A 23,513-nucleotide genomic window follows, 5' to 3' on the forward strand; every position below is an offset into this window, starting at 1 on the left:
GGAACGTCCCCAAGTGCCGGCTCGGGACTATTTTCGAGGACCCTCCGAAGGACTGTGGCCAAAAAACGGCAAATATGAGTACTGATACTCTTTTAGTAGCAGTAATTTTGACCACATTTAAGGTGATTTGACGTGTCGATCGAGCAGATAAGCTGCCGTATCTCCTCAAGTGTTCATTAAAGGAAGACCTTGATGCGAATAAATCTCATTAAGATCTTCTTTTATTAACGAAAATAATGTAGCTACAACGGTAACAGTACTCATATTTGCCGTTTTTTGGCCACAGTCCTTCGGAGGGTCCTCGAAAATAGTCCCGAGCCGGCACTTGGGGACGTTCCTATAATGCCGGCACTTAGGAGCGTCCCCAAGTGCCGACACCGCGTCTGCCTGCGGCGGCCGCGCCCCGCTGCGTCGCTCCGCACCCTTGCGGGTTGGATCCCTCCGCTTGGCGGCGTTGGCTCGATTTGCTTGACGTGAGGGGCTCTTGGCTGGTATGGGACGGAGGGATTCCGCGTCCGCCTTTTCGGCGGCCGCGCCCCGCTGCGTCGCTTCGCTCCTTGCGTGCTGCGCTGGAAAACGCTTCGCGTTTCCTCAGCTCCGCACCCTTGCGGGTTCGAATTCCTCCGCTTGCCCACAAGAAAGCGCCCTGGGCCGTTATGGGCTTAGGGCGCTCAGTTTTAATGGCTGGGACGGAGGGATTCGAACCCCCAACAGCCGGCACCAAAAACCGGAGTTCTACCGTTGAACTACGTCCCAATGTGTGGTGTTGCCCAAAAGCAACTCGTCTAGTTTACCTAATCTGCGAGGGCATCGCAAACGCCGTCGAGTAGGCGTACGGCGAGCGTCTGCGCGTCGCTGGCCGTGAAGGTGCCGTTGTAGCGCGTCATGCCCGTGAGCTCAATGCGAATGCGAGCCGGCTTCTGCTGCGCGGCGACATTGGCGGTGCGGATGCGCTGGGCCAGGTTGTGGCACTCGGCGAGGGCAATCGTGGCGCGTGGCGCGGCGTCGGCGGGCAGCTCGTCGCTTGCGATCTCGAGCACCAGGTCAACGTCGGTTGGGACCTCGGAGTCGCAGAGCATCATGCCGCTGTTGTCGGTCGTTGCCGTGGCGATGTTCCACATGCGCGAAGCAACACTGCGTGCGATGGGGTCCTCACCGATAACGGCGATCTGGAAGCGCTCGAGCACGTTGGCGGCGCGAGCAAAACCGATGCGGGACTCGGCTTCGGTGACCGAGGGCTTGCCCTCCCACACATGGTGCAGGCGGTTGATGTAGGCGTAGGTGTCCTGGAAGGCCATGCCGTCGGCAAACAGGCCGACATTTTCCTGGAACTGCTGCAGGGCGGCCTCGGTATGCGGACCAAAGTAGCCGTCGTCCTCGCCGCAGGCAAAGCCCAAAACGTTGAGAGCGCGCTGCAGGGCCTGCACATCGGCGCCATGGAAATTGGGCATGCGCAGATACAGGGTGCGGTCGCCCAGCTTATACGAGGCGTCGACCAGGGCGCTCCAACAGGGGATATCGACGGCATGACCGGCAGCAAGGCCGCTGTCGAGCCTGAAGGTGCTGACGGCCTGCTCGGTGGTGGTGCCAAAGCGCTTGTCGGCGACCTCGTCGGCATCGATGGTGTAACCGAGCTGCAGAAGGCGGGACTGAACATCCTCGACGGCTGCTCCCTGCATGCCCGTGGTAATAGGTTCCATGAACGAACCCCTTTCGGCGTACGATTCGTACAATTTTGAGCGCGTGTCGGATAGACAACGCGAGACAATGCATAAACATGCACTCAACAGTGTAGCAACTTGTACCCAAACGCGCTGCCCACAGGTTTTGTGACCCCCGCTAGTTGAGGCGCTCCACAAAGAAATCTGCCATGGAGAGGAACAGTTCGCGTGCGTGCGGGTCAAGCTCAACGTTCTCGATGGCAGCCTTGGCTTTTGCGGTCAGGTCCAGCGCGTAGGCGTGAGCATATTCGATGGAGCCGGTCTGCTGGAAGATCTCCACGGCGCGTGCGAGCTGCGCAGGGTCCTCGGTGCCCGAGGAAAGGATTGCCTCGACCTCGTCGTGATGGCGCTCGTCTGACAGGGCATGCACGGCAACGAGGGTGCGCTTGCCCTCGGTGATATCGGTGCGGAAGTCCTTGTTGGCGGCCTCCTTGGTGCCGATCAAGTTGAGCAGGTCGTCTTGAATCTGGAAGGCAAGGCCCGTGTGCAGCCCAAAGGCGCGCAGTGCCTCAATCTGCTCTTCGCTGCCGCCGCCGATAATGGCTCCGGCGGCAAGCGGCGTCGCTCCGCTGTAGTACGCGGTCTTGTGCGTCGCCATGTCCAGATAATCGTCGACCGAAATGTCAAAGCGCCCGTCGCGGACCCAGCCCAGGTCGAGCGCCTGGCCCTCGATGGTACGGACGATCATCTCGGTAAGCTCGTGGAGCACGCGAAGCTTCACGTCTGCGTTGAGTGTGGGGTCGTCGAGAACCGTCTTGGTGACCATGGTGAGCGCCAGGTCACCGCAGTTGATGGCAAGACCGGTGCCCTCGGTAAGGTGCATGCAGGGCTTGCCGCGACGAATCTGCCCGTTGTCGGCGATGTCGTCGTGGATGAGTGCGCCCGACTGAAAGTGCTCGATGGCCGCCGCTGCGCTGCGGGCGCTCTCAAAGCTGCCGCCTACCGCAGTGGCGGCGAGCATGCAGATGAGCGGGCGGTGGCGCTTGCCAGCGTTTGCCGTAAATGCCGAGAGCGGGGTATACAGGTAGCGCTCGATATCGGCGGAAGTCGCCTGTCCGTCAAAGAACGTGGCCAGATAGTCGTTAATCTGGTCAAAGTGCTGGGCTAAAAAGCTGGTAAACGGACTGGACACGGGTTCTCGCATTCTTTGATAGGTTGCATCGTTGCATTATGCAGACAACATATTGCCACATTAGGGCGTCGAGCGCGGCGGTTGAAGACGATTGGTCCATGCGGCCGCAAGTGCGGTAGGGGCTTGGCTAGATAAGCCCAAAGTGTTCGAGCGCGGTGACGACGCCGTCGTGGTCGATGCTGTCGGTGACATAGTCAGCCTTTTCCTTGAGGAAGTCCGGTGCGTTGCCCATGGCGATGCCAACGTCGACGGCGTTCATCAGCGAGACGTCATTGCTGGCGTCGCCGATGCCGTATACGGTTCCGTGGTGGGGATCGAGGGCGTCGAGTACGGACTGGATACCCTCGCGCTTGGTGCATTCGCGAGGCGAAATCTCGGTCACTTCGAGCTCGAGCTCGTTAAAGCAGAGCAGCGGCTCAAACGCTTGATCCTGAGCGATGCGGTTGGCAAGCGACGTGGACATTAAGATCTTGTAGGCGCTGTAATGTTGCAGCTGCGTAATTGCATCGCCCACGGTGCGGGCGTATCCCGGGGCGTCGGGCGCATCGGCACTCATGCGAACGACGCCATTGAGTCCCTCAAAACGAATCACTTCGTCCGATTGCTCAAGAATGGGAGCAAGGCGCTGCAGCATGCCGGGCGTCATCGCCAAATCGCGAATCACGTGTCCCTCAAGTTCGACATAGCCACCCGCGAGGCAGACGATGCCGGTCCAGGGCAGCTCGAGCAGCTTTGGATGGATGCAGCTCAGCGTGCGCCCTGTGCAGATAAACGCCATATTGCCCTTGGCGACAAAATCACGGATGGCTTGCGAGACCGCTTCATTGGGATAGGGGGAGAGGTCTCGCTCGCTCTCGGGAAGCTCTTGTGCCACTCGAGGGTCTTGCCAGGCGAGTGTTCCGTCGATATCGAAGAAGCAGATATCGCCGCGCTTATGGGCTGCGCTGGCGGCAGGGGAGGCCGAGGTGGTGGGCACAAATCCCGGCTCGAGGCCCATGATCTGGTCAAAATGCTCTTTAACGCGGGGAACGGAGATGCCAATAATCACCTGGGCGGTCTTGCCCGTAATGATGAGGCCCTTGGCGCCCGCCGCGACGAAGGCTGCGTTGTCTGCGACAACGGAAGGTTCTGCGACCTCAACGCGCAGACGCGTGGCGCAATTGGTCGCTCCTACAATATTGCTAACGCCACCCAAGAGCGCAACGACTTGCTCAGCAAGCAGATGATCTTGGGATGATTGGTTGTCGGTGCCGTTTTGGGCCGCGCCTTCTTTGGCAGAGCTTTTTCCCGTCAGACGTGCGAGCGCCGCATCGCTGGCGATATGATCCTCGCGGCCTGGGGTTTTTAGGTCGAAAGCCAGAATGAGGCCCCGGAAGACCAGAAAAAAGACAGCGCTAAACATCAGACCGATACCGAGCGCCAAAAGGTAGGAGCCGGCATGCATTCGCATGAGTGGGATGAAGTTGAAGGCCGTCATTTCCATGAGACCGCCTGAGAAGATGCCGACGATGCCAAAGAAGTTCATGGTCATGGCAAGGCAGGAGGATAGGACGGCGTAGAGCAAAAAGAGTCCGGGATAGGTGAACATAAAGAGAAACTCGAGCGGTTCGGTGACGCCGCAGACCACCGAGGCGACGATGGCGGGCAAAAGGATGACCTTAAGGCCGGCGCGGCGTTCGGGTTTGGCGGTGAAATAGAATGCTGCCGCGATGGCGGGAAGGCCAAAGAGCTTGCCCCAGCCGGTGGCGGTAAAACCTGCCCAGGGCGCAAGTTCATTTAAAGGGCGCGTGCTATGGGAGAGAATGGGGAGCAGGTTGGTCCACGTGGCGTAAATACCGTCGTGAATGACCAGATTGTCGTAATAGATGGGCATATAGAGCAGGTGGTGCAGCCCCATGGGCTCGAGTGCTCGCTCCAAAAACACAAAGATGCCCACGCCGAAGGGGCCGACGCCCGCAAGTGCGTGGCGCAGCGTTTCGGTCACAGCGTATGCGAAAGGCACGATGGCGGCCGAGATGGCGGCAAGGGCAAACACGGCAAAAAAGCTGATGAGGTAGACCAGCGAGGAACCCGAGAAGGTGCCGAGCCAATCGGGAACCTTGGCATCGTAGAAGCGGTCATGGATCGCGACGACGGTTGCCGACACCGCCAGCGGGCCGATAATGCCGGTGTCGAGCGTCTTGATGCCGTCGATGACGGTGATGCCGCTAGCGGAGGTCAAAAACGACGGGTACTTAAGCCCAAGGTTGTCGCCGCTCAGCTTAATGATCTCGCTCAAAAAGAAGCAATAGGCAAAATAGGCCACGAGTGCCTCGAGGCAGCAGCGCGCCGGTTGCTTTTGGGCAAGGCCAATAGGCAGCGCTACGGCAAAAAGGAGTGGAAGGCGTTTAAAGACCGTCCACGAGCCGCGCTGGATGATAGCCCAGAATACGTACCAGGGGGTTCCGTATGTGGCGAGGTCACCGACGATGTCCACAGTCGTTGCGAGAGCGGAGATGCCGACCATAAGGCCCGATATGGAAAACAGCATGGCGGGCGCAAACATGGCCCCACCAAAACGTTGGATTTTCTGCAGCATAATATGCCTTCCGGATGCAACATGCTGTGCGAGCAAGAACGTTTAAACAATGAACTCATTGTAGAGGACTGGCTGCTTGCCGCATTGACGGTTTTGATTCGGTCCGATTTGGGTTTCGGGGGGGGGCCGTCGACGGTAAATAATCCGTGCTTTACCGATAATCGGTTTGAACAACTTTAAGAAATGCTATCGTGCCTAGCCATACATATATCATTAGAGGTGAAGTCATGCCAAAAGCGATATACGAAGGAATCTACCGCGAGATCCGTTCGCGCATCATCAACGGGACCTATGCGTTTCAGGAGATGCTGCCAACCGAAGCCGAGCTGACCGCGGAGTTTGGCTGCACGCGCAATACCGTTCGACGCGCCTTGAGCATGCTGGCCGACGGGATGTTTGTGCAGCCCATACACGGCAAGGGCGTGCGCGTTATTTGGCTTAAGGGCGAAACCGACATGTTGGGCGCACTCGAAGAGGTTGAGTCGTTTGGCGAGTTCGCAAAACGCAACAATGCCGTCGCATCGACCGAGGTCAAGTCTTTTGAACATTTGATTTGCACGGAGCAACTTTCTCGTCGCCTAGGCTTTAAGGTGGGCGAGGAGCTGATTCGTGTAGTGCGTGTCCGAAGCCTCAACGGCAGCGCGCGCCAGGTGGACCATGGCTACTTTTTGGAGTCGATCGCCAAGGGCCTGACCCCCGAGATTGCGGCAAGCTCTATCTACGACTATCTGGAGCACAAGCGTGGCGTCAAAGTGATGGCGAGCCGCCGTACGGTGAGCGTCGAGCTTGCCAACGATGAGGACTGCAGCTACTTGGACCTTGGCAAGTACAACTGCGTCGCCGTTATGGAGAGCCAGTCGTACACCTCGGACGGCATCTTGTTCGAGGTCACGCATGCCCGCACGCATCCTGAGATCTTCCACTACCGCGTCAACTCCAAGCGATAGCCGGCTAGCTCGCAGCCTGACGAGACTCATGCCCTCAAAGAGAAAACGCCCGGTCAAACCGACGATGCATCGGCTTGACCGGGCGTTTTCTCTGCATTCGATAACAAATAATTGTTTATACAAAACTTGTCAAGTATCAAGTCGAAATTACCGTTCACCGAAGTTTTTCTACCGCTCTAGTAATACTTGTTCAAACAACTAGCCAAATAGCGTATTGTACAAATCAGCAAAAGGGGCAAAGTCCCCGAGCCAATCTCCGAAGGCGGCGGCAAAGGGTGCCGCCACGGTGTGAAAGGGTGGATTGTAATGAAGAACGAAATGAGCAGAAGGCAGTTCCTGGGCTTTGCTGGTTCCGCGGCTGCGGTTCTTGGTCTGGGCCTCGTGGGCTGCGGTGGTTCTGCCGGCTCTGGCTCCTCTGCTTCTGGTGACGCTGCCGAGGTCTACTTCCTCCAGTTCAAGCCCGAGGTCGACAAGGAGTGGAAGGAGATCGCCAAGGCGTACAAGAAGGAGAAGGGCGTCGAGGTCAAGATCGTGACCGCCGCCTCCAACACCTACGAGGAGAAGCTCAAGTCCGAGATGTCCAAGAGCTCCGCTCCGACGCTGTTCCAGGTCAACGGCCCCACCGGTCTTAAGAACTGGAAGGATTACTGCGCCGATCTGTCCGACACCAAGCTCCGCGGCGAGCTCATCGACGACTCCCTGGCTCTGCAGTCCGATGGCAAGGATCTGGGTATCGACTGGGTTCAGGAGAGCTACGGCATCATCTACAACAAGGAGCTCCTCGAGAAGGCTGGCTACAAGGCCGAGGACATCAACTCCTTCGACAAGCTGAAGGCTTGCGCCGATGACATCCAGGCCCGCAAGGACGAGCTCGGCGTTGACGGTGCCTTCACTTCCGCCGGCATGGATGACTCCTCCAGCTGGCGCTACACCACCCACCTCGCCAACCTCCCGCTCTACTACGAGTTCGAGAAGGAGCACAACCAGGAGGACGACGAGATCAAGGGCGAGTATCTCGACAACTTTAAGCAGATCTTCGACCTGTACATCACCGACTCCACCTGCGATCCTTCGCAGCTCGCCTCCAAGACCGGTGACGACGCCACCAATGAGTTCGCAACCGGCAAGGCCGTCTTCTACCAGAACGGCTCTTGGGCCTACGCCGACCTCATCAAGGCCGGTATGACCGACGACCAGCTCGGCATGCTGCCGATCTACATCGGCGTCGACGGCGAGGAGAACCAGGGCCTGTGCTCCGGCGGCGAGAACTACTGGTGCGTCAGCTCCCAGGCTTCCGAGGATGCCCAGAAGGCCACCGAGGACTTCATGTATTGGTGCGTCACTTCTGACACCGCCACCAGCATCATCGCTGACAAGATGGGTCTGACCGCCCCGTTCAAGAGCGCTAAGGAGACCACCAACGTCTTCTCTCAGCAGGCCGTTGCTATGGCCAAGGACGGCAAGAAGACCGTCGCTTGGGACTTCGTTTACATCCCCTCCGAGGAGTGGAAGAAGAACCTCAAGCAGGCTCTCATCGCTTATGCTGCCGACAACACCAAGTGGGACGGCGTCAAGAACGCCTTCGTCGATGGCTGGAAGACCGAGAAGGCTGCTTCCGAGTAAGCAGTTGCTGCCCAAGCTATCTGATTAGCGACAGGGGGCGGGCAGACGTAGGTTTGCCCGCCCCCTGCATATTGAAAGGACCCTTCTATGGGCAAAGCACTCAAGCGCTGGTGGCCGCTCTTTATGCTGCCCACGTGCCTGGCGTTTATGATCGGGTTCGTGATTCCCTTTATCCAGGGTTTCTATCTCTCGTTCTGCCAGTTTATTACCATCAACAACGCGCATTTTGTCGGTATCGAGAACTATGTGCGCGCGCTGTCCGATCCGCAGTTCTCCACGTCGTTCTTCTTTACCGTGGCGTTTGCCTTCCTGTCGACGGTGCTCATCAACGTGATCGCGCTGGCCATTGCGCAGGCGCTCACTCGCAAGGCGCTCAAGGGCACCAACATCTTCCGTACGATTTTCTTTATGCCTAACCTGATTGGCGGCATTGTACTGGGTTACATTTGGCAGATTCTGATCAACTGCCTGCTCTCCAACGTGGGTGCCCAGCTTATCGCCCTCAACTCCGCCGCTGGCTTCTGGGGCCTTATCATCCTGACCCTGTGGCAGCAGGTCGGCTACATGATGATCATCTACATCGCCGGTCTGCAGTCCATTCCGTCTGACTACATCGAGGCCGCCAAGGTCGATGGCGCTACGGCATGGCAGACGTTTTGGAAGGTTAAGATCCCCAACCTGATGCCGACCATCACCATCTGCCTGTTCCTGTCCATCACCAACGGCTTTAAGCTGTTCGACCAGAACCTCGCCCTTACCGGTGGCGCCCCGGCGCACTCCACCGAGATGCTCGCCCTGAACATCTACAACACGTTCTATTCGCGTGCTGGCATCGCATGGCAGGGCATCGGTCAGGCCAAGGCAGTTATCTTCTGCATCCTGGTCGTAGCCATCTCCATGATTCAGCTTAAGGCCACGAGGTCCAAGGAGGTGCAGCAGTAATGAAACGCGATAAGGTTATCAACCGCGCGCTCTCGATTTTCTTTACGATCCTGTCGCTCGCATGGATCTACCCCGTGTTCATGATTGCGCTCAATTCCTTTAAGAAAGCGACCGCAATCAGCACCACCACGGCGTTCGACCTGCTCACGCCCGAGACGTTCAACGGCCTTGCAAACTACGTGCACGCTCTTAACGAGCAGGGCTTTGCCTCGGCGTTTATGTACTCGCTTATCATCACGGTCACGTCGGTCGTGCTGATTCTGGTGTGCTGCTCCATGTGCGCTTGGTACGTGGTACGCGTCAACAGCAAGATTTCGAACTTCTTCTATTACCTGTTTGTTTTCTCGATGGTCGTGCCTTTCCAGATGCTCATGTTCACGCTGTCCAACCTCGCGGACCGCATCGGCTTTAACACGCCGTTTAACATCTGCTTCATCTACCTTGGTTTTGGCGCGGGCCTCGCGGTCTTTATGTTCGCCGGCTTCGTCAAGAACATCCCGCTCGAGATCGAGGAAGCGGCCATGATCGACGGCTGCAACCCGGTCCAGGTGTTCTTTAAGATCGTCCTTCCCATCATGAAGCCCACCTATCTTTCGGTTGGCATCCTCGAGACCATGTGGGTCTGGAACGACTATCTGCTGCCCTACCTTACGCTCGACTCCACCAAGTACAAGACCATTCCTATCTTGATCCAGTACTTCCGCGGCGGCTACGGCCACGTCGAGCTCGGCCCCATGATGGCATGCATCATGATGGTCGTCATCCCCATCGTCATCATGTACATCTTCTGCCAGAAGTACATCATTGACGGCGTTGTGGCAGGTGCCGTCAAGGGCTGATGCCGTAACTGTTTTGCAAGTTTTGGCGGCGCCCCTCAGCGCGGCGCCGCGTATCGAAAGGTAAAGACATGGCCGAGATCGTTCTCAAACATGTTCAGAAGGTGTATCCCAACAACGAGTCAAAAAAGAAGGGCTTCTTTGGCAAAAAGAAGAAGACCGAGGAGAAGAAGCACAACCTTAAGGTTACCGAGGACGGTGTGCTTGCTGTAGAGGACTTCAACCTCACCGTTCACGACCAGGAGTTCATCGTCCTCGTTGGCCCCTCTGGCTGCGGTAAGTCCACGACGATGCGCATGATCGCCGGCCTGGAGGACATCACCTCGGGCGATGTGCTCATCGATGGCAAGCGCGTCAACGACGTCGCTCCCAAGGACCGCGACATCGCCATGGTGTTCCAGAGCTATGCTCTGTACCCCAATATGACGGTGTACGAGAACATGGCGTTTACGCTCGAGCTCAAGAAGGTCCCCAAGGACGAGATCGACCGTAAGGTTCGCTCCGCTGCTGAGATCCTGGGTATTACCGAGTACCTCGACCGTAAGCCCAAGGCGCTTTCGGGCGGCCAGCGCCAGCGCGTCGCCATCGGCCGCGCCATCGTGCGTGACCCCAAGGTCTTCCTGATGGACGAGCCGCTGTCCAACCTGGATGCCAAGCTTCGTAACCAGATGCGTGCCGAGCTCATTAAGCTGCGTCACGAGATCAAGGGCACGTTCATCTACGTTACTCACGACCAGACCGAGGCTATGACCCTCGGCGATCGCATCGTGGTCATGAAGGACGGCGTCGTCCAGCAGATCGCCACCCCGCAGGAGGTCTTCAACCATCCCGCGAACATCTTCGTCGCCGGCTTTATCGGCGTGCCGCAGATGAACTTCTTCGATGCCCAGCTGGTGCGCTCGGGCAACGGCTTTACCGTCAAGACCGACGACATGAATGTCGCGCTGGCTCCCGAGACCTGCGCTCAGCTTGCTCTCAACTGGGACGGCGGCGACGTGAAGGAGATCACGGCCGGCGTGCGCCCCGAGCAGATCCTGCTTGCCGACAAGGGCGAGGAGGGTGCGCTCCAGGGCACCGTCGAGGTGACCGAGCTCATGGGTTCGACCGAGCATGTCCACGTGACTGCTCCCGATGGCCAGTTCGTCCTGATCATTCCCGTCGTCGATCTTGAGGCCAAGGGTGCGCTCAAGGCGGGCGACCCCATCTGGTTCAAGTTCGAGAAGAACGCGACTCATCTCTTCGATAAGGTGTCTGGCAAGAACCTTATCTAGGCCCGGTGCATCCAGGCCCTCCCTTTGGGCGACTGCGGCTTTGCCATCCTTTTGCCGTGGTCACATATAAGGCTCCCCTCCTGTCCACTGGGCGAGAGGGGAGCCTTTCTTTGTGCCGGGGCTGTCTGGCGGACTGTCTCAATCTGTAACAGGACGAGGGCCAAAGTCGGTCTAGGTGTTACAGATTGAGACATTGCTGAGCCGTCTGCCCTTCTGTCTCAATCCATAACAATTGGAGGGTCGAATGGGGCCTAGATGTTACAGATTGAGATGAAACTTTTCGTTATTTCGAACTGTCTCAATCCATAACATGAAGGACGGTTTTTGGCGGCTGACTGTTACAGATAAAGATTGTTTTTAGCTGGCTTATCCGTTTGTCTCATCCTGTAACAGTTAGACCCGATTCCGGCGGTTATCTGTTACAGATCGAGACAGTTCATCGGGGCAATTCTGTTTGTCTCGATCTGTAACAGATAGGCCCAATTCTGCCGGGTAGATGTTACAGATTGAGAGTGTCTGGAAGAGGCGGACCGCAGGCCAACACGCGGGCACAAAAAACGGAGCCGTGTTACCACGACTCCGTTTTCAAGAGGATGGGTAAAGAAAATGAAATTAGCTCAGGTGCCAAATCTCGTCGTTGTACTGGGAAATCGTGCGGTCGGATGAGAAGGTGCCGGCATTGGCGATGTTGATCAGCGCCTTACGCATCCAGACATCCTGGTCCTCGTAGTCTGCTAGCACGCGCTCCTTGGTCTGGATGTACTCCTCGATGTCGAGCAGGGCCATAAACCAGTCCTTGCCCTTGATGTCGTCGTGCAGGCGCTGCAGACGCTCGGCGTTGCCGGTCGCCATAAAGGCGGGGTTGGTGATGAAGTCCACCAGCAGCTTGATGCCGGGCTTGCGGTAGAGCGCACCGGCGTTGTAGGTGCCGTCGGCGTAGAGCTGCTCGACCTGCTTGGATGAGGCGCCAAAGGTATAGATGTTCTCGTCGCCCACGAGCTCGGCAATCTCCACGTTGGCACCGTCGAGCGTGCACAGGGTTAGGGCGCCGTTGAGCATGAACTTCATGTTGGAGGTGCCGCTCGCCTCCTTGGAGGCCAGGCTGATCTGCTCGGAGATGTCAGCGGCGGGGATCACGCGCTCGGCAGCAGTGACGTTGTAGTTCTCGATCATGACAACCTGCAGGTAGGGAGCCACGTCGGGGTCGTTTGCAATCCACTGCGACAGCGTCAGGATCAGATGGATGATGTCCTGCGCGATAGTGTAGGCAGGGGCCGCCTTGCCGCCAAAGATGATGGTGACGGGGTGCTTAGGCTTATTGCCGTTCTTGATGTCGAGATACTTCCAGATGATGTAGAGCGCGAGCATCTGCTGGCGCTTGTACTCGTGGATACGCTTGACCTGAACATCGATGATGGCGTTGGATGGGATCGTCACGCCCTGTTCGAGCGCCATGAACTGGCGCATGATGGCCTTGGCCTCGGTCTTGGTGGCGGCCAGGCGCTCAAGAACATTCTTGTCGTCGGCGAACTTGGCGAGTTTGCTCAGATCGCCGGTGCTGCGCCAGTCGGTGCCGATCACATCGTCGAGCAGGCTGGCGAGCGCGGGGTTGGCCCCATGGATCCAGCGGCGGAAGGTGATGCCGTTGGTCTTGTTGGAGAACTTCTCGGGATAGATCTCGTAGAACGGATGAAGCTCGGTGTCCTCCAGAATCTTGGTGTGGAGGGCGGCTACACCGTTGATGGAGAAGCCAAAGTGGATGTCCATGTGGGCCATGTGGACGGTGTCGTGCTCGTCAATGATGGCGACGCGCGGGTCATCGTGCTCGGCTTTCGCGATCTCATCGAGCTTGACGATAATGTCGGCGATGGCAGGGGAGACCTTCTGCAGGCTGACGAGCGGCCACTTCTCGAGCGCCTCGGCAAGAATCGTGTGGTTAGTGTAGGCGACCATGGAGCGTACGATGGTCACGGCCTCGTCAAACTCGATGCCATGCTCGGTGGTGAGCAAGCGAATGAGCTCGGGGATGACCATGGTGGGGTGCGTGTCGTTAATTTGGACCACGGCGTAGTCGGCCAGATCGTGCAGGTTGCTGCCGCGCTCGATGGCCTCGTCGATCAGGAGCTGGGCGGCGTTGCTCACCATGAAGTATTCCTGGTAGATGCGAAGCAGGCGGCCCTGCTCGTCGGAATCGTCGGGGTAGAGGAACAAGGTGAGGTTCTTGGCGATCTCTGTCTTGTCGAAGTCGATGGAGCTGCCGGGGACCAGGCCGTCGTCGACGCTCGCCAGGTCGAACAGGCGCAGGCGGTTCTTGGTGGGCTGGCCGTAACCGGGCACGTCGATGTTGACGAGCTTGGAGGTAACGGCAAAATCGCCGAACTCGACGGTGTAGGAGCGGTCGTCGTCGACTAGGATGTCCTGCTCACCGAGCCACTCGTCGGGGACGGCCTTCTGCTGGTTGTCGACAAAGCGCTGACGGAACAGGCCGTAGTGATAGTTGAGGCCCACGCCATCGCCGGTCAAGCCCAGCGTGGCGATGGAATCCAGGAAGCATGCGGCCAGGCGGCCCAGGCCGCCGTTGCCGAGCGACGGCTCGACCTCGAACTCCTCGATCTTGTTGAGGTCGTGGCCTGCGGCGGTGAGCTGGTCCTTAACCTCGTCGTAGATGCCGAGGTCGATCATGTTGTTGATGAGCAGCTTGCCGATCAAAAATTCGGCGGAAATGTAATAGAGCTTTTTCTTGCCGTTGTTGAGCGGGCAGGCGGCGGAGCGCTCCTGCACGAGTTTGACCAGCAGCTTGTAAATGCGACGGTCGTCGAGCTGCTCGAGCGAGGTGCCAAAAGACTGCTCGGCGAGTTCCATGAGGTTAATTTGGGGCATGTTTCCTCCTGTAATGGGTTGATTACATGTCTGCAATTCATAAGAATCCCGCGCGAGGGGATTGGGGTGGCCTCGCGCGGGTAAGCAAGCGCGTCCGCACGGTGGGGAGGGGTCGGGCGCGGTAGCTCCTATTGAGGAAGCTCGATTTCGGCTTCCGACGGGATGCGGAAGTAGGTCTCGGTCCAGTCGGTGAGTTTGTGCTCGAGCTCGCGGGTGATGGCGCCGTCGAGCATGCGCCAGGTCCAGTTGCCGCCCAGCGTGGCAGGGGTGTTGATGCGCGCCTCGTTGCCCAAGTTGAGCAGGTCCTGCATGGTGTAGATGCACGTGTCGCTCACGCTGGCTGCGATGGTTCGGTTGAGCGCGTCGGCGATGGGTTCGCCGGCCTGCTGATGGGTGTACAGGGCTGTCTGCTCGCGCTGACGCGGGGTAGCCGTTCCTTCAAACCAGCCGCGTGCCGTCTCGTTGTCGTGAGTGCCCACGTAGGCGACGGTGTTGGCAATGTAGTTGTGCGGCAGGTAGTACGAGTTGGTGCCCTCAAAGGCAAACTGCAGGATCTTCATGCCGGGGAAGCCCGAGTTGTCGCGCATATCGATGACGCCGGGGGTGAGGAAGCCCAGGTCCTCGGCGATGATGGGCAGCGTGCCGAGCTTTTCCTCGAGTGTCTTGAAGAGCTTGAGGCCGGGACCCTGCGTCCACGAACCGTAGGACGAATCAGGCGAGGAGAACGGCACCTCCCAATAGGCCTCGAAGCCGCGGAAGTGATCCAGGCGGATGACATCGTACATGTCGAGGGCGGCGCGAATGCGGCCCTCCCACCAGGAGAAGCCGTCGGCCTCCATGGCGTCCCAGTCGTAGATGGGGTTGCCCCAGTACTGGCCGGTGGCCGAGAACTGGTCGGGCGGCGTGCCGGCGACGCTCACGGGATTGCCGGCGGCGTCGATCTTAAAGAGCTCAGGTGTCGCCCACATCTCGACGGAGTCACGCGAGACATAGATGGGCAGGTCGCCGATGATGAGAATGTCGCGCTCGTTGGCATAGGCCTTGAGGCGGCTCCACTGGCGATCGAAGAAGTACTGCGTCATCTGGTGGTAGAGCATACGCGCCGGATGGTCGGCGCAGACCTTGGCGGAAGCCTCGCCGCGGGTGCGGAGCTCCGCGGGCCACTCCCAAAACGCCTTGAGACCGCACTCCTCTTTGACGGTCATGAACTCACAGTAGGGGATGAGCCAGTCCTCGTTGGCCTGGATAAAGTCATCGAAATCGGCCGGCTTGTCGGCAGCAAAGCGCTCGGCGGCGCGGTCGAGAATCTGACGGCGGCCGCCAAAGATAGCACCGTAGTCGACATTGCTGGGGTCGGATCCCAGATACACGCCATCGATATCGCGCTGCTCCAGATACCCTGCCTCGATAAGCTCGGCAAAGTCGATAAAGTTGGGGTTGCCTGCGCGGGCCGAGAACGACTGATAAGGCGAATCGCCATAGCTGGTCGTCGTAAGGGGCAGAATCTGCCAGTAATGTTGTTTGCACGAGGCGAGAAAATCGACGAAGCCGTAGGCATTCCAGCCAAAGCCGCCGATTCCGTATGGTCCGGGCAGAGATGAGACGGGCATGAGGACGCCGCTTGCACGCTCCATGAATGCGCTCACCAACCTTCTTGTTGTGGGGTCGGCCTGCCGATGGGTGTGCAGTCCGCCTCCGATGTTCTGATTCGATACGCCTATTGTAAAACATGTTGTTTAAACATGTACAGGCAAGATAAAAAAGTTGGAAGTATTTTGGTGAATGGTTACGCGTCATGAAAAAGCCCCGGTCTCACATCGTGAGATCGGGGCAAGAACGGTATGTAGGTTTTTGCTACTCGGCGTCGGCGAAGCCGTTGGGGTTGTGGCTCTGCCAATTCCAGCTGTCGCGGCACATGTCCGCGATATCGTACTGGGCCTTCCAGCCCATCATGCGCTCGGCCTTGGAGGCATCGCACCAGTTGGCGGCGATGTCGCCGGCGCGGCGCTCGCGGATCACATAGGCCAGCTCCTTGCCGCAGGCCTTGGAGAAGGCAGCGACGACCTCGAGTACCGAGGTGCCGGTGCCGGTGCCCAGGTTAAAGATCTCGACGCCGGTCTTGCCGTTCATCCAGTTGAGGGCGGCCACGTGGCCAGATGCCAGGTCGCACACGTGGATGTAGTCGCGCACGCCGGTGCCGTCGGGGGTGGGGTAATCGTTGCCAAAGACCTGAACGGCCTCGAGCTTACCGACGGCGACCTGGGCGACGTAAGGCACCAGGTTGTTGGGGATACCCTTGGGGTCCTCGCCAATCAGGCCCGACGGATGGGCGCCGATGGGATTGAAGTAACGGAGCAGCACGACGTCCCACTCGGGGTCGGCGGTGTGGACGTCCATGAGGATCTGCTCGATCATCCACTTGGTCCAACCATAGGGGTTGGTCGCGGGCTTCTTGGGGTCCTCTTCGGTGACGGGCGGATTGTCCGGATCGCCGTAGACGGTCGAAGAGCTCGAGAAGATGATGGACTTGCAGCCATGGTTGCGCATGACATCGATGAGCACCAGGGTGTTCTCGATGTTGTTGTGATAGTACTCGACAGGCTTGCTCACCGACTCGCCAACGGCCTTAAAGCCGGCGAAGTGGATGACGCGGTCGATCTGGTGGGTATCGAAGATCTTGTTCATCACATCGCGGTCGAGCACGTTGGCCTCGTAGAAGGTGAGGTTCTTGGCGGCCTCGTCGCCCACGATGGTCTTGACGCGGTCGATGGCAACGGCACTGGAGTTGGAGAGGTCATCGACGACGACAACCTGGTAGCCACCCTCGAGCAGCTGAACGACGGTGTGCGAGCCGATAAAGCCGGCGCCGCCGGTAACGAGGACGCAGGTGTCTTTGGGGTCGAGTGCTTTGGACATGTAGTCTCCTATCGAATCAGGAACACTTCTTCAGGGGAGTATAGCGCAGACAGTTGTTCCAAAAACGTACGCGGCAGGAAAAGCAGAGGATTATGTTAACGTACTCATACAAGAGCTTGCGTACGCATAACCTGATCTTTGGCATTTGCTTACGAGCCGTCGACCTTGCAGTTTCCTGCCGTTCGTGGAAATCGTTGGGACGCGCCATATGTACGCTAATATGTATGAGTTGAGCGACATATAAATAAGCATGTAACGGAGTACATATGTCACCAAACAGCGATCCCATCCTTTCCCAGGAGCTCTCGCGCCGCACTGTCCTCAAGGCCCTGTTCGGCGCCGCTTCTGCGGCAGTTCTTTTTGGCTTGCCCACTCGCGCCCATGCGGCGGAGGCTTCCAAAGAAACCACCGATAAACTGAATGCCGCCCAGGCCCAGCTCGACGAGGTTCAGGCCCAGCTCGACAGCATCGCAAATGAATACGCGGCGCTGGCCAGCAAGAATGCCCAGACCCTCAACGATATCGAGGGCGTACAGGGCCAGATCGACGACACGCAGGCGCAGATTGACGAGAAGAAGGCCGAGCTCAAAAAGAAACGCGGCGATCTTTCCGATCGCGTTGCCGCCAGCTACAAGTCCGGCGGCACGAACATCCTGTCGCTGCTGCTGGCCTCAGGCTCGTTTGAGGAACTCGTCGCCAACGCGCATTACGTTGAGAAGATTAACAAGAGCGACCGCGATGCCATCGAGGATATCCAGACGATTCAGGCTGAGCTCGACGCACAGAAGACCGAGCTCGAAGCACAAAAGGCCGACTTGGAGAAGCTCAAGGACCAGCAGACGGCTCAGATGCAGGATATGCAGGCCAAGCAGCAAGAAGTCCAGACCGTGCTGAACGGTCTTTCCGACGACGTCAAGGAGCTCATGGCTCAGCGCGATTCCGAGATCCTCGCTGCCGCCCAGGCCGAGGAGGCTGCCAGGAAGGCCGCCGCCGCTGCCGCCGCCGCGAACAAGAACAATTCCTACTCGGGCGGTTCGAGCTCGGGTGGCGGATCGTATGCTCCCGGAACTCCGCAGCAGAATGCCGGATCGGGCAAGCAGCAGGCCGTCGTCAACGCGTGCTACTCCACGCCTTCCCCGGGTCAGAACTGGTGCGCAGCGTGGGTTACCAACGTCTTCCGCAACGCCGGCGTTGGCTACTTTGGCGGTAACGCGTGCGATATGTTTAACGCCTGGTGCTATAGCTCTGACCGCTCGGCGCTGCAGGTGGGCATGATCGTTGCCGATTCCTCGCACAGCGGCACGGGTGCTCCGGGTCTTATCTACGGTCATGTGGGTATCTACGTTGGCGGCGGCATCGTTATGAGCAACGAGGGTGCCATTACGTCTAAGTCGCTTGACTCGTTTATTAGCTTCTATGGCACTGGCTCTGGCGTGCGCTGGGGCTGGCTTGGCGGCGTGGTGCTGTCGTAAGGCAAGTTGGGCCGCGTGCCCGCCCGCAATATATTTGATTGCCTGCTCGGGCAGTCCTGCGCAAGACGAAGGCCACATTAAGTGGCCTTCTTTGCGTGCGGAACTCGCGATCAATCAAATATATTGCGGGCGGGCACGCGGCCCTCTCGGGTTCGGGGCGCAACACGCCGGACTGGTTGTCTGAATTAAAGAAAGCGAAGGCCCCTTTCGAGGCCTTCTTTGTTAGAGGAATTCGCCTACTCGGTGAACTTCGGGTTCTAGGTCTACTCCGAATTGGTCTTTGACGGTTGTTTGGATGTGGCGGATGAGTTCGTCGACATCGGCGGCGGTGGCGTGGTCGGCGTTGACGATGAAACCGCAGTGCTTCTCGCTTACCTGCGCACCGCCGACGGCATGGCCGCGCAGGCCGGCGTCCATGATGAGCTTGCCGGCAAAGTAGCCCTCGGGGCGCTTGAAGGTGGAGCCGGCGCTCGGCATGTCGAGCGGCTGCTTGTCCTCGCGGCGCTGGCGGTAGTCGTCCATGTCGGCCTTGATCATCGCGGCGTTGCCCGGGGCGAGATTGAAGGTGGCCGAAAGAACGATGAAGCCGTCGTCGGCAATGCGGCTCTTGCGATAGCCCAGGTTGAGCTCATCGACATCGAACTCGATGATGTTGCCGCTGCCGCGGGTGCCGTCGTCGAACATGCGGGCGGGCTTGTAGACACGCACAGACTCCAGCACATCGGCCATGCAGGCACCATAGGCACCGGCGTTCATGTAGCAGGCGCCGCCGACCGATCCGGGGATGCCCGAGATGGGCTCCATGCCGGTGAGGCCGGCCTCGGCTGCTGCCGCGGCGACATCGGAAAGCAGGGCGCCGGCTGCCGCCGTGACGTGCGTGCCGTCGACCGTAATGTCGGAGAGGCCCTCGCCCAGCGCCACGACGACGCCGCGGATGCCCTTGTCTCCGACGAGCAGGTCCGAGCCGTTGCCCACGATGGTGAGCGGCAGATCACAGCGATAGCAGGTGTCAAGCGTGGCGACGAGGCCCTGCTCGGTATCGGGCGTGACAAAGACATCGGCCGGGCCACCGATCTTAAACGTGGTGTGCTCGCGCATGGGCTCGCTCATCAACACGTTGTCCTCGCCGGCAACGCCAGCGAGCGCGCACAGCAGGTCCTCGTTAAAAAAGTCGTTCTCGTGCATACGAATATCCGCCTTTTGGTGGTCGTTCTCATCAATCGATTGCAATATACCCCACCCAGATGTATTTGGTGCGCTGGCGGCGATAAAACTGCCGTCCACCGGATTGATAAAGTGTTTATCATCGAGGTAGAGGGGCAGTCGCTATACTTTCAAGAGATTGCGCGTAAACCCGGAAGGAGCGAGATGGCCAACAAAGTCACCCTCAAGCAGATTGCCCAAGAGGTGGGGCTTTCCCCTTCGTCGGTCTCGCTTGTTCTCAATAATCGGCCCTGTCGCATCTCGGAAGAAAACCGCAAACTCATCAAGGAGGTTGCGGCGCGCAATCACTATGTTCCCAACCAGATCGCGCGCAGCCTGGTCATGCGCGAGTCGCGCACCCTGGGCCTTATCGTCCCCAACATCGAGAGCCGCTTTTTCGCCTCGCTCGCCGGCAGCTTGGAAAAGCGCTGCCGCGAGGACGGCTACGCGCTTTTTATTACCAGCTCGGGCGGAAGCGCCGATGACGATCTGGAGCTGCTGCGCCAGCTGGTGACGCGCGGCGTTGATGGCGTCTTCCTGGTGGTAGGTGACGAGTTCTCCGACGACCGCGCCCTGCGCGAAGAAGTCAGCCACCTGCCCATCCCGGCCGTAATGGTCGACCGTGCCATTGAGGGGCTCGAGTGCGACAAGGTGATGTTCGACCACGAGATGGGCGGCTATATGGCCACCCGCTATCTGATCGAGCAAGGCCACCGCCGTATTGCCTGCTTGGTTAACGCGCGTCGCTCCAATACGGGTCGCAAACGACTTGCCGGCTATGAACGCGCGCTGCGCGAGGTTGGCCTGCCCATCGACGCGCGCTTGGAGTTCGAGAGCGAGTACTACATTCCGAGTGCCTACGAGGCCTCGGAGGCGGTGCTCGCAACCGATGCCACCGCCGTGTTCGCAAGTTCGGACAACATCGCCCTCGGTTTGCTCAAGCGCTTGCACGAGATGGGGAAGAGCATCCCGGGCGATATCTCGGTGGTGAGCTATGACAACTCGGCTGCCGACGTTCTCTTTGAGCCGGCGCTGACCGCGATCGAGCAGGATCCGGGCGTGCTTGCCGAGCATGCCTTTGGTTGCATGTCCAAACGTCTTGCCGGCAAGGGCGGCAGGCGTGCCGAAGAAGTGGTTCTGGAGCCTGCTCTCATTGTGAAGGGCAGCGTTCTAGAACTTACTAAATACAACTAAACATGTTTATCAATTCGAGAAGATCGAATGTGGAGCATCTGTGACAGGCAATGCCGCAGGTGAATGTTGCGTTTTGCCAATTGGTGTGTTTGATAGAGATGATAAAACGTTTTTTCACCATGATAAAACGTTTTAGCAAATATACTAGTCCCAACGAATGGTTGCCGTATCGGAGGGTGACCGCGCAGCGAAGGGACATAAACAATGGCTAAAACACTGGGGACGCCGTGGCAAAAGCTGGGGCACGAGGTGCCGGCTTCCGAGCTCGAGGGTGTTGATCTGTATTGGCGCGCTTCGAACTACCTGTCCGTCGGTCAGATCTACCTTCGCTCCAACCCGCTGATGCGCGCTGACTTTGTCGACGATAAGACTGGCGAGGCGCGCGACTTCGGTCGTCCGGACGTCAAGCATCGCCTGGTTGGTCACTGGGGCACCACGCCTGGCATCAACTTCCTGTTCGGCCACGTCAACCGCCTTATTGCCGATCACAACCAGAACGCCATTTTCTTGATGGGCCCGGGTCACGGTGGCCCCGCCGGCACCGCTCAGTCGCTGCTCGACGGTACTTACCGCGAGATCCGCCCCGACATCACCAATGACGAGGCCGGCCTGCAGAAGTTCTTCCGCCAGTTCTCCTATCCCGGCGGCATCCCGAGCCACTTTGCGCCCGAGACGCCCGGTTCCATCCACGAGGGCGGCGAGCTCGGCTACACGCTCAGCCACGCTTACGGTGCCGTCATGGACAACCCGAGCCTGCTGGCCGTGGCCGTGGTGGGCGACGGCGAGTCCGAGACCGGTCCGCTCGCGACTTCTTGGCAGTCCAACAAGCTCGTGAACCCGGCAACCGACGGTATCGTCCTGCCGATCCTGCACCTCAACGGCTACAAGATCGCCAACCCCACCATCCTCGCCCGCGTGTCCGACGAAGAGCTCACCAAGTTCTTTGAGGGTATGGGCTATAAGCCGCACTTCTTTATCGCCGGCTTTGACGACGAGAGCCACGCAAGCATCCATGAGCGCTTTGCCGCCCTGTTTGAGCAGGTCTTTGACGAGATTTGTGACATCAAGGCCACCGCGCAGGCCCAGGCTGCCGCGGGCGAGACCGTGGTCCGCCCGGCCTACCCCATGATTGTGTTCCGTACGCCCAAGGGTTGGACCTGCCCCAAGCAGATCGACGGCAAGAAGACCGAGGACTCCTGGCGCGCCCATCAGGTGCCGCTGGCAAGCGCCAAGGACACTCACGAGCACTTCCGCGTGCTGCGCGAGTGGCTGCGCTCCTACAAGCCCGAGGAGCTCTTTACGCCCGAGGGCCAGGTGCGCCCCGAGGTAACGGCCTTTATGCCGACCGGCGAGCTGCGTATTGGCGCCAACCCCAACGCGAACGGCGGCAAGGTGCGTCGCGAGCTCGAGCTGCCCGATATCCACGCCCACGAGATTCCCGTCGCCGAGAAGGGCCATGGTTGGGGCTCCACCGAGGCTGCCCGCGTCTTTGGTGAGTACACTGCCGACGTTCTGGCCAAGAACATGGACGACTTCCGCATCTTCGGTCCCGACGAGACCGCGTCCAACCGCCTGCAGGCCGCTTATAAGGTGACCAAGAAGCAGTGGGATGCCGGCTTCTACGAGGACGAGGCCAACGACGAGCTGCTCGCTGGCTCCGGCAAGGTTGTCGAGCAGCTGTCCGAGCACCAGTGCGAGGGCTTCCTCGAGGCCTATGTGCTCACCGGCCGCTCCGGCGTGTGGAGCTCCTACGAGAGCTTTGTCCATGTGGTCGACTCCATGGTCAACCAGCACTGCAAGTGGCTCGAGGCTACCAAGCGCGAGATTCCGTGGCGTGCCCCCATCAGCGGCCTCAACATTTTGCTGTCGAGCCATGTTTGGCGTCAGGACCACAACGGCTTCTCGCACCAGGATCCTGGCTTTATCGACCTGCTGCTCAACAAGGCCAACGACACGCATATCGTGAACGCTTACTATCCGGCCGACGCTAACATGGCTCTCGCCGTGGCCGAGCGCGTCTACCAGTCCACCGACTGCGTCAACGCCATCTTCTGCGGCAAGCAGCCCGCCCCGACCTTCCAGACGGTCGACGAGGCAAAGGCCGAGCTCGCCGAGGGCGTCGCAAATTGGGAGTGGGCATCGACCGCCGACTCGCTCGGCGAGGCCGACGTCGTGGTCGCCACGTGTGGCGACGTGCCGACGCTCGAGGCTCTGGCTGCAACCGATATGCTGCGCGAGCTGGGCATTAAGGTATGGTTCGTCAACGTGGTCGATCTGCTCAAGATTCAGAACGTCTGCGAGAACGACCAGGCTATAAGCGACGAGCGCTGGGCTGAGCTGTTTGGCTGCGGCGAGAAGCCCGTGCTCTTCGCGTTCCACGCCTATGCCGGCACGATTCGCCGCCTGATCTGGAACCGCCCCGGACACGACGCGTTCCGCGTCCACGGCTACGAGGAGAAGGGCTCCACGACCACGCCGTTCGACATGCTGCGCCTGAACAACATGGATCGTTGGGCCCTGGCCGCCGACGTGCTGCGCATGGTCGACGCCGATAAGTTTGCCGAGCAGATTGATGAGTGGGAGGCCTTCCGCACCGAGGCCTTTGAGTTCGCGTGCGACGAGGGCTTCGATCACCCGGCCTTTACCGACTGGGTCTGGCCCGACGCCGCTGCCGCAACCGCAGCCGACGGCGCGCTCTCCGCAACGCAGCTAACTGCCGGCGACAACGAATAGCATCCGGGACGGCCTCGCGCTGGGGCCGCCTCCGGGCGGGCGCCTTCCTCTGAGAAGTGGGCTTC

Annotated in this window: 15 protein-coding genes and 1 tRNA gene; 8 read left to right on the forward strand and 8 right to left on the reverse strand. The window is 59.2% G+C overall.

Going from position 1 to position 23,513, the window contains the following annotated elements; translation table 11 throughout:
* Window positions 1-681 precede the first annotated feature (681 nt).
* From DWV20_RS09055 to DWV20_RS09070, 4 genes are all read right to left on the reverse strand, one after another.
* Window positions 682-756, reverse strand: a tRNA-Gln gene (locus DWV20_RS09055).
* 38 nt (window positions 757-794) lie between these two features.
* Complete coding sequence (locus DWV20_RS09060) at window positions 795-1,700, reverse strand: peptidoglycan-binding protein (protein ID WP_197032236.1); 906 nt, start codon at window positions 1,698-1,700, stop codon at window positions 795-797.
* A 139-nt stretch (window positions 1,701-1,839) separates the two neighbouring features.
* Window positions 1,840-2,853, reverse strand: a complete 1,014-nt coding sequence (locus tag DWV20_RS09065) for a polyprenyl synthetase family protein (protein WP_118256839.1) — start codon at window positions 2,851-2,853, stop codon at window positions 1,840-1,842.
* A 127-nt stretch (window positions 2,854-2,980) separates the two neighbouring features.
* The gene (locus DWV20_RS09070; protein WP_118256840.1) at window positions 2,981-5,431 is read right to left on the reverse strand and encodes a PTS transporter subunit EIIC; all 2,451 of its coding nucleotides are present in this window, start codon (window positions 5,429-5,431) and stop codon (window positions 2,981-2,983) included.
* A 227-nt stretch (window positions 5,432-5,658) separates the two neighbouring features.
* Between DWV20_RS09070 and DWV20_RS09075 the strand changes: the two genes are divergently transcribed.
* The 5 genes from DWV20_RS09075 to DWV20_RS09095 all read left to right on the forward strand — a co-directional run bounded on the left by DWV20_RS09075 (window position 5,659) and on the right by DWV20_RS09095 (window position 11,050).
* Window positions 5,659-6,378 (forward strand): GntR family transcriptional regulator, encoded by a 720-nt coding sequence (locus DWV20_RS09075; RefSeq protein ID WP_118256841.1) that lies wholly within the window; start codon window positions 5,659-5,661, stop codon window positions 6,376-6,378.
* Between the two features lie 306 nt (window positions 6,379-6,684).
* A complete protein-coding gene (locus DWV20_RS09080) occupies window positions 6,685-8,001 on the forward strand; it encodes an ABC transporter substrate-binding protein (protein WP_118256842.1) in 1,317 nt (438 codons plus the stop codon).
* 87 nt (window positions 8,002-8,088) lie between these two features.
* Window positions 8,089-8,943, forward strand: a complete 855-nt coding sequence (locus DWV20_RS09085) for a carbohydrate ABC transporter permease (protein WP_055252174.1) — start codon at window positions 8,089-8,091, stop codon at window positions 8,941-8,943.
* Complete coding sequence (locus tag DWV20_RS09090; protein WP_118256843.1) at window positions 8,943-9,782, forward strand: carbohydrate ABC transporter permease; 840 nt, start codon at window positions 8,943-8,945, stop codon at window positions 9,780-9,782. Before DWV20_RS09085 ends, DWV20_RS09090 begins: the two co-directional genes overlap by 1 nt.
* A 68-nt stretch (window positions 9,783-9,850) precedes the next feature.
* Window positions 9,851-11,050, forward strand: coding sequence for an ABC transporter ATP-binding protein (locus DWV20_RS09095; protein WP_118256844.1), 1,200 nt, complete (start codon window positions 9,851-9,853; stop codon window positions 11,048-11,050).
* 612 nt (window positions 11,051-11,662) lie between these two features.
* Here the strand turns inward: DWV20_RS09095 and glgP are convergent.
* From glgP to galE, 3 genes are all read right to left on the reverse strand, one after another.
* Window positions 11,663-13,930, reverse strand: coding sequence for a glycogen/starch/alpha-glucan family phosphorylase (gene glgP, locus DWV20_RS09100; protein WP_118256845.1), 2,268 nt, complete (start codon window positions 13,928-13,930; stop codon window positions 11,663-11,665).
* Between the two features lie 128 nt (window positions 13,931-14,058).
* Window positions 14,059-15,576, reverse strand: a complete 1,518-nt coding sequence (gene malQ, locus DWV20_RS09105) for a 4-alpha-glucanotransferase (RefSeq protein WP_233539815.1) — start codon at window positions 15,574-15,576, stop codon at window positions 14,059-14,061.
* Between the two features lie 208 nt (window positions 15,577-15,784).
* Window positions 15,785-16,846 carry a UDP-glucose 4-epimerase GalE gene (gene galE, locus DWV20_RS09110; protein ID WP_118256847.1) on the reverse strand — a complete coding sequence of 354 codons (1,062 nt, stop codon included), beginning with the start codon at window positions 16,844-16,846 and terminating at the stop codon, window positions 15,785-15,787.
* Window positions 16,847-17,112: 266 nt separating this feature from the next.
* Between galE and DWV20_RS09115 the strand changes: the two genes are divergently transcribed.
* Window positions 17,113-18,318, forward strand: coding sequence for a hypothetical protein (locus DWV20_RS09115; protein WP_055252180.1), 1,206 nt, complete (start codon window positions 17,113-17,115; stop codon window positions 18,316-18,318).
* A 222-nt stretch (window positions 18,319-18,540) separates the two neighbouring features.
* Here DWV20_RS09115 and murB read toward each other — a convergent pair whose 3' ends face one another.
* On the reverse strand, window positions 18,541-19,503 hold the full coding sequence (gene murB, locus DWV20_RS09120; protein WP_055252181.1) for a UDP-N-acetylmuramate dehydrogenase: 963 nt from the start codon (window positions 19,501-19,503) through the stop codon (window positions 18,541-18,543).
* A 183-nt stretch (window positions 19,504-19,686) separates the two neighbouring features.
* On the opposite strand from murB, the gene DWV20_RS09125 reads away from it, so the two are divergent.
* Both DWV20_RS09125 and DWV20_RS09130 read left to right on the forward strand, forming a co-directional pair.
* A complete protein-coding gene (locus tag DWV20_RS09125; protein ID WP_055252182.1) occupies window positions 19,687-20,715 on the forward strand; it encodes a LacI family DNA-binding transcriptional regulator in 1,029 nt (342 codons plus the stop codon).
* Between the two features lie 204 nt (window positions 20,716-20,919).
* On the forward strand, window positions 20,920-23,448 hold the full coding sequence (locus DWV20_RS09130; protein WP_118256848.1) for a phosphoketolase: 2,529 nt from the start codon (window positions 20,920-20,922) through the stop codon (window positions 23,446-23,448).
* Window positions 23,449-23,513: the final 65 nt, after the last annotated feature.

Origin of the sequence: Collinsella sp. AF02-46-1, from assembly GCF_003465825.1 — a bacterium.
In the GTDB taxonomy this organism is placed as follows: domain Bacteria; phylum Actinomycetota; class Coriobacteriia; order Coriobacteriales; family Coriobacteriaceae; genus Collinsella.